The organism is Pseudomonas sp. IPO3747 (assembly GCF_013385245.1).
In the GTDB taxonomy this organism is placed as follows: domain Bacteria; phylum Pseudomonadota; class Gammaproteobacteria; order Pseudomonadales; family Pseudomonadaceae; genus Aquipseudomonas; species Aquipseudomonas edaphica.
In genome coordinates this window covers 657,051-672,215 of the sequence record NZ_JACAQL010000004.1, presented here as the reverse complement: position 1 = coordinate 672,215, position 15,165 = coordinate 657,051, and the positions used below count along the sequence as shown (strand labels likewise).

Here is a 15,165-nt window from a genome sequence, read left to right as displayed (position 1 = left end):
TTGAACTCTACGCGCAGGCTCCTGCATTATCCGTCCCCTGCTTAACTGTACGGTGACAAGGCGAGCCTCCACCGAATTTCGAATTACGAGAAGTGAAACCACTACCATGATGCGCAGCCACTATTGCGGCCAACTGAACGAGACCCTGGATGGTCAGGAAATCACCCTTTGCGGATGGGTTCACCGTCGCCGCGACCACGGCGGGGTGATCTTCCTCGATATCCGTGATCGTGATGGTCTGGCCCAAGTGGTGTTCGACCCGGACCGCGCCGAGAGCTTCGCCGCCGCCGACCGCGTGCGCAGCGAATACGTCGTTAAAATCACCGGCAAGGTGCGTCTACGCCCGGCCGGTGCTGTAAACGCCAACATGGCCTCTGGCGCCATCGAAGTGCTGGGCTATGAGCTGGAAGTGCTGAACGAGTCGGAAACCCCGCCGTTCCCACTCAACGAATACTCCGACGTGGGCGAAGAAACCCGCCTGCGCTACCGTTTCCTGGACCTGCGTCGTCCGGAAATGGCCGAGAAGCTGCGCCTGCGTTCGCGCATGACCACCAGCATCCGCCGCTTCCTCGACGAAAACGGCTTCCTCGACGTCGAAACGCCGATCCTGACCCGGGCCACCCCGGAAGGTGCGCGTGACTACCTGGTGCCGAGCCGTACCCACGCCGGTTCCTTCTTCGCATTGCCGCAATCGCCGCAGCTGTTCAAGCAACTGCTGATGGTCGCCGGCTTTGACCGCTACTACCAGATTGCCAAGTGCTTCCGCGACGAAGACCTGCGCGCTGACCGTCAGCCGGAATTCACCCAGATCGACATCGAGACCAGCTTCCTCGATGAAAAAGAGATCATGGGCCTGACCGAGCAAATGATCCGCAACCTGTTCAAGGAAGTGCTGGACCTGGAATTCGGCGAATTCCCGCACATGACCTTCGAAGAAGCCATGCGCCGCTACGGTTCCGACAAGCCAGACCTGCGTAACCCGCTGGAACTGGTGGACGTGGCCGACCAGCTCAAGGAAGTCGACTTCAAGGTGTTCAGCGGCCCGGCCAACGACCCGAAATGCCGTATCGCCGCCCTGCGCGTGCCTGGCGGCGCGAGCATGCCGCGCAAGCAGATCGACGACTACACCAAGTTCGTCGGCATCTACGGTGCCAAAGGCCTGGCGTACATCAAGGTTAACGAGCGCGCCAATGGCGTTGACGGCCTGCAATCGCCGATCGTGAAAAACATCCCGCTGGACAACCTGAACGCGATCCTCGACCGCGTCGGTGCAGTCGATGGCGACATCGTGTTCTTCGGTGCCGACAAGGCCAAGATCGTCAGCGAAGCCTTGGGCGCGCTGCGCATCAAGCTCGGTCACGACCTGGACCTGCTGACCTGCAAGTGGGCGCCGATGTGGGTCGTCGACTTCCCGATGTTCGAAGAAAACGAAGACGGCAGCTTCAGCGCGTTGCACCACCCGTTCACCGCGCCGAAGTGCTCGCCTGAAGAGCTGGAAGCCAACCCGGCGGGCGCTCTGTCGCGCGCCTACGACATGGTGCTCAACGGCACCGAGCTGGGTGGCGGTTCGATCCGTATCCACCGCAAAGAGATGCAACAAGCGGTGTTCCGCCTGTTGGGCATCAACGAAGCGGAACAGGAAGAGAAGTTCGGCTTCCTGCTCGACGCCCTGAAGTACGGCGCACCGCCGCACGGTGGCTTGGCGTTTGGCCTGGACCGTCTGGTGATGCTGATGACCGGCGCCCAGTCGATCCGCGAAGTGATCGCCTTCCCGAAAACCCAGAGTGCTGCGGACGTCATGACCCAGGCTCCGGGCGTGGTGGATGCCAAGGCGCTGCGCGAACTGCACATCCGTCTGCGCGAGGCGCCGAAGGCTGAGTAAGGCTGCGGCGTGAAAGCGCAATAAGGTTTTACGCAGTCAAAAAGGCGCATCTTCGGATGCGCCTTTGCGTTTAAAAGAGGGAATTCCTGCCTGGGGCGGGATTGATAAGGTTTCTAGAGAATTTCGGAGTTGTGTTATGGCTGGCCATTCCAAGTGGGCGAACATCAAGCACCGCAAAGAGCGTCAGGATGCCAAGAAAGGCAAGATCTTCACCAAGTGGATTCGCGAACTGACCGTCGCCGCCCGCCAAGGCGGTGGTGACCCAGGTTCCAACCCGCGTCTGCGCCTGGCGCTGGACAAGGCCTTGGGCGCGAACATGAGCCGCGACATCATTGATCGCGCGGTGGCCCGTGGTGCCGGCGCTGCCGATACCGACGACATGGTCGAGCTGAGCTACGAAGGCTACGGCCCAGGCGGCGTGGCGGTGATGGTTGAGTGCATGACCGACAACCGCAACCGCACCGCGGCTGCTGTGCGCCATGCCTTCAGCAAGTGCGGCGGCAACCTGGGTACTGATGGCTCGGTGGCTTACCTGTTCGAGCGCAAGGGGCAGATCACGTTCGCCCCCGGCACCGATGAAGACGCCCTGATGGAAGCGGCCATGGAGGCAGACGCCGACGATGTGGTGACCAACGAAGACGGCTCCATCGACGTATTCACCTCGTTTGCCGGCTTCTACGCCGTGCGTAACGCGCTGGAAGCGGCGGGTTTCAAAGGCACCGACGCAGAAATCGTGATGTTGCCGACCACCAGCGCCGAGCTGGACCTGGACGGCGCGCAGAAAGTGCTGAAGATGCTGGATATGCTCGAAGACCTGGATGATGTGCAGAACGTCTACTCGAATGCCGACATCCCGGAATCCGTAGCCGAACAACTCACCTGAGCACCATGAAAATCGCCTGTGGGAGCTGGCTTGCCTGCGATAGCATCACCTCGGTTTGACGGAAATACCGAAGTGTCTGCATCGCAGGCAAGCCAGCTCCCACATTTGATTGTTGTTGGCCGCAAGAATCATGTTTTTCCCAACCCGCAGGCGTTATGACTTTAATCCTTGGTATCGACCCCGGTTCGCGCATCACCGGTTTTGGCGTGGTGCAACACACCCCGCGTGGCTGCGTCTATGTCGCTTCGGGCTGCATCCGTACCGGCGCGGGCGAGTTGGCTGAGCGCCTGCAGATTGTGTACCGCGGCGTGCGTGAAGTGATCCAGACCTACGGGCCGGTCACCATGGGCATCGAAAAGGTCTTCATGGCCAAAAACGCCGATTCTGCCTTAAAGCTCGGCCAGGCCCGTGGCGCTGCTATTGTGGCCGGTGCGGAGGAGGGCATGGAAATCGCCGAATACACCGCGACCCAGGTCAAACAGGCCGTGGTCGGCACCGGCGCGGCGAATAAAGAGCAGGTGCAGATGATGGTCATGCACATGCTCAAGCTCACCTCAAAGCCGCAAATCGACGCCTCCGACGCCCTGGCCATTGCCATTTGCCATGCACACACGCGTTCCAGCCTCTTGCCGCATGGCCTGGGCACCGCACGCAGTCGTGGCGGGCGGCTGCGTCTCTGATAGCATCAGCGCAATCGTTATTTCCGGTCAGGCCGTGCTCTGACCCCAAGCTTTAAGGATCTGAACCGTGATTGGACGCTTGCGCGGCACCCTGGCTGAGAAACAGCCGCCGCACCTGATTCTGGATGTAAATGGGTTGGGGTATGAGCTGGAAGTGCCCATGACCACCTTGTACCGTTTGCCGTCGATCGGTGAGCCGATAACATTGCACACGCATTTGGTGGTGCGCGAAGACGCGCAATTGCTCTATGGTTTCATTGGCAAGCGCGACCGCGACTTCTTCCGTGAGCTGATTCGCCTCAATGGCGTGGGGCCAAAGCTGGCGCTGGCGTTGATGTCGAGCCTGGAAGTGGACGAGTTGGTACGCGCAGTTTCGGCCCAGGACACGTCAGCGTTAACCAAGGTGCCTGGTGTCGGCAAGAAAACCGCCGAGCGCCTGCTGGTCGAACTCAAGGACCGTTTCAAGGCCTGGGAAGTGGTGCCGAACATGTTCGCGCTGGTACCGAATCAGCCGGACATGCCGGCCGGCCAGGTCGCCAGTGCCGAAAGCGATGCCGTGAGCGCGCTGATCTCCCTGGGCTACAAGCCCCAGGAGGCGAGCAAAGCCGTGTCGGCCATCAAGGACAAGAACCTGAGCAGCGAAGACATGATCCGCCGAGCCCTGAAGGGAATGATTTAAGTGATTGAAGCTGATCGTCTGATCGCGGCCACCGGCCCGCGTGACCGTGAAGAAGTCCAGGACCGCGCCATCCGCCCCGTCAGCCTTGCCGACTATATCGGCCAGCCGACCGTGCGCGAGCAGATGGAGCTGTTTATCCAGGCTGCGCGTGGGCGCAATGAGTCCCTCGATCACACGTTGATCTTCGGCCCGCCAGGCCTGGGCAAGACCACCCTGGCCATGATCATCGCCCAGGAGATGGGCGTGTCGATCAAGTCCACCTCCGGCCCGGTGCTGGAGCGTCCGGGTGACCTGGCCGCGCTGTTGACCAACCTTGAACCGCACGACGTGCTGTTTATCGACGAGATTCACCGGCTGTCGCCGATCGTCGAGGAAGTGCTGTACCCGGCCATGGAAGACTTCCAGCTCGACATCATGATCGGTGAAGGCCCGGCAGCCCGCTCGATCAAGCTCGACCTGCCGCCGTTCACGTTGGTCGGCGCCACCACGCGCGCCGGGATGCTGACCAATCCGCTGCGAGACCGTTTCGGCATTGTTCAACGTCTAGAGTTCTATAGCACTGCCGATCTTGCGACGATTGTCAGCCGTTCGGCGGGCATCCTGGGGTTGCCACTGGACCCGGAAGGCGCGTTCGAAATCGCCCGCCGCGCCCGTGGTACGCCGCGTATCGCCAATCGCTTGCTGCGTCGTGTGCGCGATTTTGCCGAAGTGCGGGCCAAGGGGCATATCACCAAGGCCGTGGCGGATTTGGCGTTGAACCTGCTGGATGTGGACGAGCACGGCTTCGACCATCAGGATCGACGTCTACTCTTGACCATGATCGAGAAGTTCGACGGCGGCCCGGTCGGTGTGGACAGCCTGGCAGCGGCGATCAGTGAGGAGCGCCATACCATTGAGGATGTGCTGGAGCCGTACCTGATCCAACAGGGTTACATCATGCGTACGCCAAGGGGGCGCGTGGTCACGCGCCACGCCTATTTGCACTTCGGGTTAAACATTCCGTCACGATTGGGCGAGATGCCTGTAGTAGACGAATTCCTCGATGCAGTGGACGATTAAAAACACCACGCCAGACGATTTATCTGAAGTTTGTGCTGTCCTAGTGGCTGGTGTCGTCATTCAGTCGTTAGAAATGCTGAATAGAATGCAAAAACAGTTGCCCAGCCGGATTGGCAACCTGAGGAGTAAGCACTAGAGTATGCGCGCGCAAAACGGGGATCAGTCGTTCGCACATCGCTGTCGCGTTTATTACGAGGACACCGATGCCGGCGGCATCGTTTATTACGTTAACTACCTCAAGTTCATGGAGCGGGCTCGAACCGAGCGGCTACGGGAGCTGGGCTTTGCCCAATCCCAGCTGGCAGGGGAGGACCTGTTATTCGTCGTGCATTCCAGCGAGGCGCGCTACCACGCACCGGCGCGACTGGACGACGAATTGCTGGTCAGCGCTGAAGTTATCGAATTGAACCGTGTCAGCCTGCGCTTTAAACAGCAGGTCAGGCGGGCAACGGATGCAACGCTGCTCTGTGAGGGGCAGTTCCTGGTGGCTTGTGTGCGCACCAATAGTTTGAAACCCCGGGCCATTCCCGAAGCTCTACGTGCGGCCTTTGCCGACGTAAGCGGCGCGGGTAAACAATCAAAGCAGGAGATTTAGCGTGGAACCTACCGTCGTCGACCATTCCTCCATGTGGAGCCTGGTCAGCAATGCCAGTGTTGTGGTTCAACTGGTGATGCTGGTCCTGGTAGCCGCATCGGTTACCTCTTGGGTCATGATTTTTCAGCGCAGCAACCTGCTGCGTGCCGGTCGACGTGCCCTGGAGAGCTTCGAGGAGCGCTTCTGGTCGGGTATCGACCTGTCCAAGCTGTACCGTCAGGCCGGTAGCAACCCGGACCCGGATTCGGGCGTAGAGCAGATCTTCCGCGCCGGTTTCAAGGAATTCTCGCGCCTGCGCCAGCAACCGGGTGTTGACCCGGAAGCGGTTATGGAAGGCGTGGCCCGTGCCATGCGCGTTGCCATCTCCCGCGAAGAAGAAAAGCTTGAACAAAGCTTGCCGTTCCTCGCCACCGTCGGTTCCGTGAGCCCGTACATCGGCCTGTTCGGTACCGTGTGGGGCATCATGAACTCCTTCCGTGGCCTGGCCCAGGCGCAACAAGCGACCCTGGCCACCGTGGCCCCGGGTATCGCCGAGGCCTTGATCGCCACCGCGATCGGCCTGTTCGCCGCTATTCCCGCAGTAATTGCCTACAACCGTTTTGCCGCTCGTGGCGAAACCTTGATCAGCCGTTACTACACCTTCGCCGATGAATTCCAGGCGATCCTGCACCGTAAAGTGCACACCAGCGAAGAATAAGCAGGTAATTTCCAATGGCTTTAATCGCTCGAGCTCGCAAAAAGCGCAAGCCGGTCGCCGAGATGAACGTAGTGCCTTACATCGACGTGATGCTGGTGCTGCTGGTTATCTTCATGGTGACCGCGCCGATGCTCAATCAGGGCGTGAAGGTTGATCTGCCCAAGGTTTCCAGCGAAGCCTTGCCGCAAGACAACAACACCCAGGTCCTGACCATTTCGATCAAGGCTGACAAGACCTATTACTGGAACCTTGGCAGCGAAGTCGACACCCAGAAACAGCAGGACAAGGCCATGACCTTGCCGCAGATGACGGACGCCGTGACCAAGATCATCCGGTCCGGCAACGAAGGCGGCAAGCACACGCAAGTGTTCATTCGCGGCGACAAAGTGGTCGACTATGGTTCCGTCATGGGCGCCATGGGCGGGCTGCAGAAGGCCGGCGTGGGTAACGTTGGCTTGATTACCGAGGCGCCCTGATGCAGCAACAGCGAGAGCCGTCCGCCTCGGAAAGCTACTTCTGGCCTAGCGTCTGGGCAATTGCCCTGCACGTCCTGGTGTTTGGCATGCTGTTCGTCAGCTTTGCCATGACCCCGGACCTGCCGCCAGCCAAGCCGATCGTGCAGGCGACCCTGTATCAGCTGAAATCGAAAAGTCAGGCCACCACCCAGACCAATCAAAAGATTGCGGGTGAGGCCCAGAAGTCGGCTGCGCGCCAGACCGAAGTCGAGCAGATGGAACAGAAGAAGGTCGAGCAGGAAGCGGTGAAGGCTGCTGCGGAACAAAAGAAAGAAGAGGCGGCTCAAAAGGCCGAGGAATCGAAAAAGGCTGACGAAGCCAAGAAAGCTGACGAGGCCAAAAAGGCTGATGAAGCCAAAAAAGCCGATAAAGCTGCCGAAGCTAAAAAGGCTGAAGAGAAACAATTGGCTGATATAGCCAAGAAGAAGTCTGAAGAAGAAGCCAAAAAAGCTGCCGAAGAAGAGGCCAAGAAAAAGGCCGCTGAAGACGCCAAGAAGAAGATAGTCGAAGACGCGAAGAAGAAAGCCGCCGAAGACGCCAAGAAAAAAGCTGAAGCAGACGAGGCGAAGAAGAAAGTCGCCGACGACGCGAAGAAGAAAGCTGCCGCCGACGCCAGCAAGAAAAAGGCCCAGGAAGCAGCGCGTAAATCCGCCGAAGAGAAAAAGGCCCAGGCCTTGGCAGATTTGCTCTCCGACACGCCGCAGCGTCAGCAAGCCTTGGCCGATGAGCGTGGCGATGAAGTCGCGGGCAGTTTCGACGACCTGATTCGGGCACGGGCAGCGGAAGGTTGGACACGTCCACCTTCGGCACGTAAAGGCATGACAGTAGTGCTGCAGATCGGCATGTTGCCGGACGGTACGGTGACTTCGGTCAGCGTGTCCAAGTCCAGTGGTGACGGTTCGTTCGACAGTTCGGCGGTTGCCGCGGTCAAGAACATTGGCCGGTTGACCGAGATGCAGGGAATGAAACCAAGCGACTTCGCTCCCTATCGTTCATTCAAGATGACATTCACACCTGAGGATCTAGCCTTGTGAGAAACCTTCTTCGAGGAATGCTTGTCGTTATTTGCTGTATGGCAGGGATAGCGGCGGCGGATGAAAAGAACATTCTGGTCACCAGCGGTAGCGATCGGGCCACCCCGATCGCGGTAGTGCCGTTCGGTTGGCAGGGCGGCAGCGTGCTGCCGGACGACATGGCCCAGATCGTCAGCGACGACCTGCGCAACTCCGGCTACTACGCGCCTATTCCAAAAGGCAACATGATCAGCCAGCCGACCCAGGCCAGCGAAGTCATTTTCCGTGACTGGAAAGCGGTAGGCGCCCAGTACCTGATGGTCGGCAGCATTACGCCGGCCGGCGGTCGCCTGCAAATCCAGTACACGTTGTTCAACGTGGCCACCGAGCAGCAGGTCTTGACCGGCAGCGTATCGGGCACCGCCGAACAACTGCGGGACATGGCGCACTACATCTCGGACCAGTCGTTTGAAAAACTCACCGGTATCAAGGGTGCGTTCTCGACACGTCTGCTTTATGTAACGGCTGAGCGTTTCTCCGTAGACAACACGCGTTACACCTTGCAGCGTTCGGACTACGACGGTGCCCGCGCCGTGACCTTGCTGCAGTCGCGTGAGCCAATCCTGTCGCCGCGCTTCGCGCCGGACGGCAAGCGTATTGCCTATGTGTCGTTCGAACAGCGCCGCCCGCGCATTTTCGTGCAGCACATCGACACCGGTCGTCGTGAGCAGATCACCAACTTTGAAGGCCTCAACGGTGCCCCTGCGTGGTCGCCGGATGGTTCGCGCCTGGCGTTCGTACTGTCCAAGGACGGCAACCCGGACATTTACGTGATGAACATGGCTTCGCGGCAGATCAGCCGTGTAACCAGTGGCCCGGGCATCAATACCGAACCGTTCTGGGGTAAGGATGGCTCGACCATCTACTTCACCTCCGACCGTGGCGGCAAGCCTCAAATCTACAAAACAAGCGTAGGTGGCGGTGGCGCGGAACGCGTGACCTTTATTGGTAACTACAATGCCAACCCTAAGCTTTCGGCCGATGAAAAGACGTTGGTGATGATTCACCGTCAGGATGGTTTCACTAATTTCCGGGTTGCGGCCCAGGATTTGCAGCGTGGAACGGTAAAAATCCTCACAGATACCAACCTTGATGAGTCAGCCACTGTTGCGCCCAACGGCACCATGGTAATCTACGCCACCCGCCAGCAGGGCCGGGGAGTCTTGATGCTCGTGTCCATTAATGGACGCGTAAGGCTCCCGCTTCCTACCGCACAAGGCGAAGTCAGAGAACCATCCTGGTCCCCTTACCTGAACTGACGCGGCGCTACAAAAAGAATTGCTTAACACACTGGGGTTCATTAGGAGTTTCACGATGGAAATGCTGAAGTTTGGTAAGTTTGCTGCTCTGGCTCTGGCTCTGTCCGTAGCCGTTGGTTGCTCGTCTAAAGGCGGCGACAATGCCGGTGAAGGCGCAGCTGTTGATCCAAACGCTGGTTACGGCGCTAACACTGGTGCAGTTGACGGCTCCCTGAGCGAAGAAGCTGCTCTGCGCGCTATCACCACTTTCTACTTCGAATACGACAGTTCTGACCTGAAGCCAGAAGCCATGCGCGCTCTGGACGTTCACGCGAAGGACCTGAAAGCTAACGGCGCTCGCGTTGTTCTGGAAGGTAACACTGACGCCCGTGGTACTCGTGAGTACAACATGGCACTGGGCGAGCGTCGTGCGAAAGCCGTTCAACGCTACCTGGTACTGCAAGGTGTTGCTCCAGGCCAACTGGAACTGGTTTCCTACGGTAAAGAGCGTCCAGTTGCAACTGGCAACGACGAACAGTCGTGGGCTCAAAACCGTCGCGTCGAACTGCGTAAGTAATTCGTCATGCGAACGTGCCGTCGTGCTCTAACTGTATTGGCTCTCAGCCTCGCACCGCTTGCGGTGTGGGCTGCGGTTCCTGTGGAAGATAGCAACTCTGGCTATAACAATAGCGGGAGCAGTTATCCGCCAGCGGGTTATGGCACGAACGGCGCCTATGCTGGGGGACCGGCAACTGCCGCTCCCTCGGCACAGGGCGAACTGTTCAACCAGCTGCAACGTATGCAGGATCAATTGTCGCAGCAACAAGGCACCATTGAGATCTTGCAGAACCAAGTGAACCAGCTGAAGCAAGAAGGCCTGGAACGTTACCAGGATCTTGATCGACGCATTGGAGCCGGTGTTACACCTGCCGCAACTCCTGATAATTCTTCTGCCGGTGGCGCGCCAAGCGCTGCCGCCGGTGGTGCAGCAGCAGGCGCAGCGGCTAGCCAAGCGCCTGCTGCCAGCAGCGAACCGGGTGATCCGGCCAAGGAAAAGCTGTATTACGACGCAGCTTTTGACCTGATCAAAGCCAAGGATTTCGATAAGGCCAGCCAGGCCTTTACCGCATTTCTGCGCAAATACCCTAACAGCCAATACGCGGGCAATGCCCAGTACTGGCTGGGTGAGGTGAACCTGGCAAAGGGTGATTTGCAAGCGGCAGGCCAGGCATTTGCCAAGGTCAGCCAGCTGTACCCAAAGCATGCCAAGGTGCCTGACTCGCTGTATAAACTGGCTGATGTAGAACGCCGCCTGGGTCACACCGACAAGGTCAAAGGCATTTTGCAACAGGTGGTTGCCCAATATCCGGGTACCTCCGCAGCCCAGTTGGCCCAGCGGGATCTGCAGCGCTTGTAAGCGATGCAACCCGTTTAGAAGAAACCCGCGCCTGGCGCGGGTTTTTTCGTTAGAATCCACGCCCTTTTATGAAACACGCTTTTTGGGGCCTACGCGTTGGCGGGGTTCCTTGAAGTGCCTGACGGAGGCGGACAGCCTGTTTAGCTGTTACGCCCGTGGCGACTATGCAAGACACATTACGTATTACCGAAGTTTTTTACTCGTTACAGGGTGAAACGCGTACCGCTGGCCTGCCTACCGTATTTGTACGGTTGACCGGCTGCCCGTTGCGTTGCCAATACTGTGACAGCGCCTACGCCTTCAGTGGCGGCACCGTGCGCACCCTCGACGACATCATCGAGCAGGTTGCCGGCTTCAAGCCGCGCTACGTCTGTGTGACCGGTGGTGAGCCCCTGGCCCAGCCGAATGCCATCCCGTTGCTCAAGCGGCTGTGTGACGCTGGCTATGAGGTTTCACTGGAAACCAGCGGCGCCCTGGATATCTCCGCGGTCGACGCGCGCGTGAGTCGGGTGGTCGACCTCAAGACCCCAGGTTCCAAGGAAGCGCACCGCAACCTCTACGACAACATGGATTTGCTGACGGCCAACGATCAGGTCAAGTTCGTGATTTGTTCGCGGGATGACTATGACTGGGCGGCCTCCAAGCTGATCCAGTACAACCTCGACCGCCGTGCCGGTGAGGTGTTGTTCTCGCCGAGCCACCATGACCTCAATGCCCGCGACCTGGCCGATTGGGTGGTGGCGGACAACCTGCCGGTGCGCCTGCAATTGCAGTTGCACAAATACCTGTGGAACGACGAGCCGGGGCGCTGACATGACCGAGCAAAAGCGCGCGGTCATCCTGCTCTCTGGCGGTCTGGATTCCGCCACGCTGGTGGCCATGGTCCGCGCCCAAGGCTACAGCTGCTACACCCTGAGTTTCGACTACGGCCAACGCCACCGCGCCGAGCTGCACGCCGCCGAGCGTGTTGCCCGTGAGCTGGGCGTGGTCGAGCACAAGGTGATCGGCCTCAACCTCAACGGCATCGGCGGCTCGGCCCTGACGGACAGCAGCATCAATGTGCCTGAAGCGCCCAGCGAAGGCATTCCGTTGACCTACGTGCCGGCGCGCAACACCGTATTCCTGTCCCTCGCGCTTGGCTGGGCCGAAGTATTGAAAGCCCGCGACATCTTCATAGGTGTTAATGCCCTCGACTACAACGGCTACCCGGACTGCCGTCCGGAATACGTCGAGGCATTCGAACGCATGGCCAACCTGGCGACCAAGGCCGGAGTGGAAGGGCAGGGATTCCGCATTCAGGCGCCGCTGCAGAACATGAGCAAGGCAGACATCGTGAAGGCTGGCGTAGGACTGGGCGTCGATTACGCGCTGACAGTTTCCTGCTACCAGGCAGACGATTCCGGTCGTGCCTGTGGGAAATGTGACGCTTGCAGACTGCGAGCAGAAGGCTTCAAAAACGCCGCAATTGCGGACCCAACGCGTTATTTCTGATTTATTTAAAATAAGGTGTTGAATAATCCTTAGAAATCAGTATTATACGCGCCACCACACAGCGGGTCGTTAGCTCAGTTGGTAGAGCAGTTGGCTTTTAACCAATTGGTCGTAGGTTCGAATCCCACACGACCCACCATTTTTGGCGGTTTAGAAAATCCGGAAGGCCCACGTAAGTGAGGATTTCCGGGTTTTTTTTTGCCTGCAATTTGGCGCTGGTAAAAAACCGCCTCCAAGAGACGGCTCGTTGCCCGGCCTTAGCCAAACCGCCCCGTAATATAGTCCTCCGTCTGCTTCATCTTCGGCGTGGTAAAGATCTGATCGGTCTTGCCATGCTCAATCAATTCCCCCATGAACATAAACGCGGTGCTGTCCGAAACCCGCGCGGCCTGTTGCATGTTGTGGGTCACGATGATCACCGTGTACTGCGCCTTCAATTCCGTAATCAACTGTTCGATACGCCCGGTGGAAATCGGGTCGAGGGCGGAGGTTGGTTCGTCCAGTAGCAGCACCTGCGGGCGCAGCGCGATGGTGCGGGCGATGCACAGCCGTTGTTGCTGGCCGCCGGAGAGGCTCTGGGCGCTCTGGTTGAGTTTGTCTTTGACTTCATCCCACAGCGCACCGCCGCGCAGGGCCTGTTCGACGCGGTCGTTCATTTCGCGGCGCGAGAGTTTTTCGTGGTGACGCACTGCGTAGGCGATGTTGTCGTAGATCGACATCGGAAACGGCACCGGCTTCTGGAACACCATGCCTACGTGGCTGCGCAGGCGGTTCATCGAGTAGCCGGGGGCGAGGATGTTTTCGCCGTTGAGCAGCACTTCGCCGCGCGCTTCCTGCTTGGGGTACATCGAGTAGATGCGGTTGAACACCCGCAGCATGGTGGACTTGCCGCAGCCCGAAGGCCCGATGATGGCGGTAATGCGCTTTTCCGGAATATCCATGTTGATGGATTTGAGCGAGCGTTGGTTGTTGTAGAAGAACTCCAACCCACGCACCTGGATTTTGGTTTTGTCGGGAGCAATGCCGGTGGCGTCCATCAGTGAGACCTATTGCGTAAAAGAATCAGGCGGGATGCCAGGCTGAGTACCAGCACGAACAACGTCAGGACCAATGCGCCGGCCCAGGCGAGTGCATGCCAGTCGTCGAACGGGCTCATGGCGTACTGAAAAATAACCACGGGTACGCTGGCGATCGGCTTGAGCAGGTTGCTGCTCCAGAACTGATTGCCAAAGGCGGTGAACAGCAGTGGCGCGGTTTCCCCGGTGATGCGCGCCAGGGCAAGCAGGATGCCGGTGACTACGCCGGCCTTGGCCGCCCGCAGCACGATTTGCAGCGTCAGCTTCCACTGCGGTACACCGAGTGCCAGGGCCGCCTCGCGCATGGTGGAGGGTTGCAACTGGAGCATTTCATCGGTGGTGCGCACCACCACCGGAATCACCAGCAGCGCCAGCGCCAGCGCACCGGCGATGGCAGAGAAGCCGACCTGATGATTGGTCAGCAGGTTCAGCGGCAGGATAACCCCGGTGTAGATGAATAAACCCAGCACAATCGAGGGGGCGGACAGCAGGATGTCATTGATGAAACGCACCGTAGTCCCCAGGCGCGAGTGGCGTGCGAACTCTGCCAGCCAGATGCCGGCCATCAGCCCGATGGGCGTACCGATCAGCAACGCGATACCCGACATCAACGCGCTGCCATAAAACGCATTGGCCAGGCCGCCCTCGGTGCCGGGCGGTGGGGTCATCTGGGTAAACAGGCGCAGGTTCAGGGCCTGGAACCCGTTGATAATGGTGGTCAGCAGAATCCACGTCAGCCACAGCAAGCCAAAGGCGGTGGCGCCGCAACTGAGGAACATGGCCACGCCATTTTTAAATGCGCGTTTGCGATACAGGCGTTCGTTGGCGTTCATAACCCTTCCTTGCGCGACAGGCGCATCAGCAGCAGTCGCGCGAGCGCGAGCACGACGAAGGTCACGATAAACAGCAGGAAACCCAAGGCAATCAGCGCAGAGCGATGCAGGTCGGTGTAGGCCTCGCTGAATTCGTTGGCGATGACCGAGGCGATGGAACTGCTGGGCATCAGCAACGAGGCGGAAAACTGTTGTGCGTTACCCAATACGAAGGTCACCGCCATGGTCTCGCCAAGGGCGCGGCCCAGGCCGAGGAAGATACCGCCGACCACCGCCGAGCGGGTGTAAGGCAGAACAATGTCCCACACCACTTCCCACGTCGTGCTGCCCAAGGCGTAGGCGGATTCTTTCAACTGCTTGGGCACGCTGCGAAACACCTCATGCATCACCGAGGTGATAAACGGCATGATCATCACCGCCAGCACAATGCCGGCGGTGAGCATGCCGATTCCCAGTGGCGGCCCCTGGAACAGCGAGCCAACAAAGGGCAGGGCGCCCAGGTAGTCATTGATCAACGGCGACAGGTGTTCGGCCATGAAAGGCCCGAACACAAACAAACCCCACATGCCATAGATGATCGACGGGATACCGGCCAGCAGCTCAATCGCCGAGGCCACCGGCATTTTCAGCCAGGGCGGTGCAACTTCAGTCAGAAAAATCGCGATGCCGAAACTCACCGGAACGGCAATCAGCAAGGCGAGAAAGGAGGTGACCAAGGTGCCGTAAATCGGCACCACGGCACCAAAGTGGTTATTGACGGCATCCCACTCGGTGCTGGTGATGAAACCGAAACCAAACGTCTTGAACGCCAGCCCGCCGCCCCACAGGGTCGAGGCGGCAATGGCGCCCAGCAGCGCCAGTACCAGCATGGCGGCACCGAACATCGAGCGTTTGAACCACAGGTCGTGGCGTTGATCGCGGGCGGCGCGGCGGTCGCCCCCGGTGTCGCTCGCGTGAGTAGTCATAACCAGGGTGTGGACCGTGTCGTTCATATCAGAGGTGCTCAGCGCCTTCCTCAGTTATCGAGGAAGGCGGTCGTAGGGCGAA

The 15,165-nt window shown here is 59.2% G+C and carries 17 protein-coding genes and 1 tRNA gene; 15 read left to right on the top strand and 3 right to left on the bottom strand.

All coding sequences use genetic code 11. From position 1 onward, the window contains the following. The first annotated feature begins 106 nt into the window (after nt 1-106). From aspS to HX790_RS10030, 15 genes are all read left to right on the top strand, one after another. Nucleotides 107-1,882, top strand: a complete 1,776-nt coding sequence (gene aspS / locus HX790_RS10100; RefSeq protein WP_017139809.1) for an aspartate--tRNA ligase — start codon at nt 107-109, stop codon at nt 1,880-1,882. A 136-nt stretch (nt 1,883-2,018) separates the two neighbouring features. Continuing rightward, on the top strand, nt 2,019-2,765 hold the full coding sequence (locus tag HX790_RS10095; protein ID WP_017139810.1) for a YebC/PmpR family DNA-binding transcriptional regulator: 747 nt from the start codon (nt 2,019-2,021) through the stop codon (nt 2,763-2,765). A 155-nt stretch (nt 2,766-2,920) separates the two neighbouring features. Next, nucleotides 2,921-3,445, top strand: coding sequence for a crossover junction endodeoxyribonuclease RuvC (gene ruvC / locus HX790_RS10090; protein ID WP_024077147.1), 525 nt, complete (start codon nt 2,921-2,923; stop codon nt 3,443-3,445). Between the two features lie 67 nt (nt 3,446-3,512). Beyond that, on the top strand, nt 3,513-4,124 hold the full coding sequence (gene ruvA / locus HX790_RS10085) for a Holliday junction branch migration protein RuvA (RefSeq protein ID WP_056858571.1): 612 nt from the start codon (nt 3,513-3,515) through the stop codon (nt 4,122-4,124). Then, entirely contained in the window at nt 4,125-5,183 is a 1,059-nt protein-coding gene (gene ruvB / locus HX790_RS10080) for a Holliday junction branch migration DNA helicase RuvB (RefSeq protein ID WP_017139814.1), read from the top strand. A gap of 139 nt (nt 5,184-5,322) precedes the next feature. Then, nucleotides 5,323-5,778, top strand: a complete 456-nt coding sequence (ybgC, locus tag HX790_RS10075) for a tol-pal system-associated acyl-CoA thioesterase (RefSeq protein ID WP_015885610.1) — start codon at nt 5,323-5,325, stop codon at nt 5,776-5,778. A 1-nt stretch (nt 5,779) separates the two neighbouring features. After that, nucleotides 5,780-6,475: a protein TolQ gene (gene tolQ / locus HX790_RS10070; RefSeq protein ID WP_003209819.1), complete on the top strand. Its 696-nt coding sequence runs from the start codon at nt 5,780-5,782 to the stop codon at nt 6,473-6,475. Nucleotides 6,476-6,498: 23 nt separating this feature from the next. Continuing rightward, on the top strand, nt 6,499-6,951 hold the full coding sequence (tolR, locus tag HX790_RS10065) for a protein TolR (RefSeq protein ID WP_161630238.1): 453 nt from the start codon (nt 6,499-6,501) through the stop codon (nt 6,949-6,951). After that, nucleotides 6,951-8,024, top strand: coding sequence for a cell envelope integrity protein TolA (gene tolA, locus HX790_RS10060; RefSeq protein ID WP_017139816.1), 1,074 nt, complete (start codon nt 6,951-6,953; stop codon nt 8,022-8,024). The genes tolR and tolA overlap by 1 nt, the downstream gene beginning before the upstream one ends. 17 nt (nt 8,025-8,041) lie before the next feature. Then, a complete protein-coding gene (tolB, locus tag HX790_RS10055) occupies nt 8,042-9,322 on the top strand; it encodes a Tol-Pal system beta propeller repeat protein TolB (RefSeq protein WP_032865998.1) in 1,281 nt (426 codons plus the stop codon). A 55-nt stretch (nt 9,323-9,377) separates the two neighbouring features. Continuing rightward, a complete protein-coding gene (gene pal / locus HX790_RS10050) occupies nt 9,378-9,878 on the top strand; it encodes a peptidoglycan-associated lipoprotein Pal (protein ID WP_003193861.1) in 501 nt (166 codons plus the stop codon). Between the two features lie 6 nt (nt 9,879-9,884). After that, nucleotides 9,885-10,718 (top strand): tol-pal system protein YbgF, encoded by an 834-nt coding sequence (ybgF, locus tag HX790_RS10045; RefSeq protein WP_017139818.1) that lies wholly within the window; start codon nt 9,885-9,887, stop codon nt 10,716-10,718. A 164-nt stretch (nt 10,719-10,882) separates the two neighbouring features. Further along, entirely contained in the window at nt 10,883-11,530 is a 648-nt protein-coding gene (queE, locus tag HX790_RS10040; RefSeq protein ID WP_017139819.1) for a 7-carboxy-7-deazaguanine synthase QueE, read from the top strand. A 1-nt stretch (nt 11,531) separates the two neighbouring features. Next, complete coding sequence (queC, locus tag HX790_RS10035) at nt 11,532-12,209, top strand: 7-cyano-7-deazaguanine synthase QueC (RefSeq protein WP_099549396.1); 678 nt, start codon at nt 11,532-11,534, stop codon at nt 12,207-12,209. 63 nt (nt 12,210-12,272) lie between these two features. After that, nucleotides 12,273-12,348, top strand: a tRNA-Lys gene (locus tag HX790_RS10030). Nucleotides 12,349-12,466: 118 nt separating this feature from the next. On the opposite strand, the gene pstB is transcribed toward HX790_RS10030, so the two are convergent. The 3 genes from pstB to pstC are packed head-to-tail and all read right to left on the bottom strand — an operon-like array spanning nt 12,467 to nt 15,110. Continuing rightward, nucleotides 12,467-13,246 (bottom strand): phosphate ABC transporter ATP-binding protein PstB, encoded by a 780-nt coding sequence (pstB, locus tag HX790_RS10025; protein WP_017139133.1) that lies wholly within the window; start codon nt 13,244-13,246, stop codon nt 12,467-12,469. Then, the gene (pstA, locus tag HX790_RS10020; protein ID WP_017139134.1) at nt 13,246-14,118 is read right to left on the bottom strand and encodes a phosphate ABC transporter permease PstA; all 873 of its coding nucleotides are present in this window, start codon (nt 14,116-14,118) and stop codon (nt 13,246-13,248) included. Before pstA ends, pstB begins: the two co-directional genes overlap by 1 nt. Further along, nucleotides 14,115-15,110, bottom strand: a complete 996-nt coding sequence (pstC, locus tag HX790_RS10015; RefSeq protein ID WP_176991496.1) for a phosphate ABC transporter permease subunit PstC — start codon at nt 15,108-15,110, stop codon at nt 14,115-14,117. The genes pstA and pstC overlap by 4 nt, the downstream gene beginning before the upstream one ends. Nucleotides 15,111-15,165 lie beyond the last annotated feature (55 nt).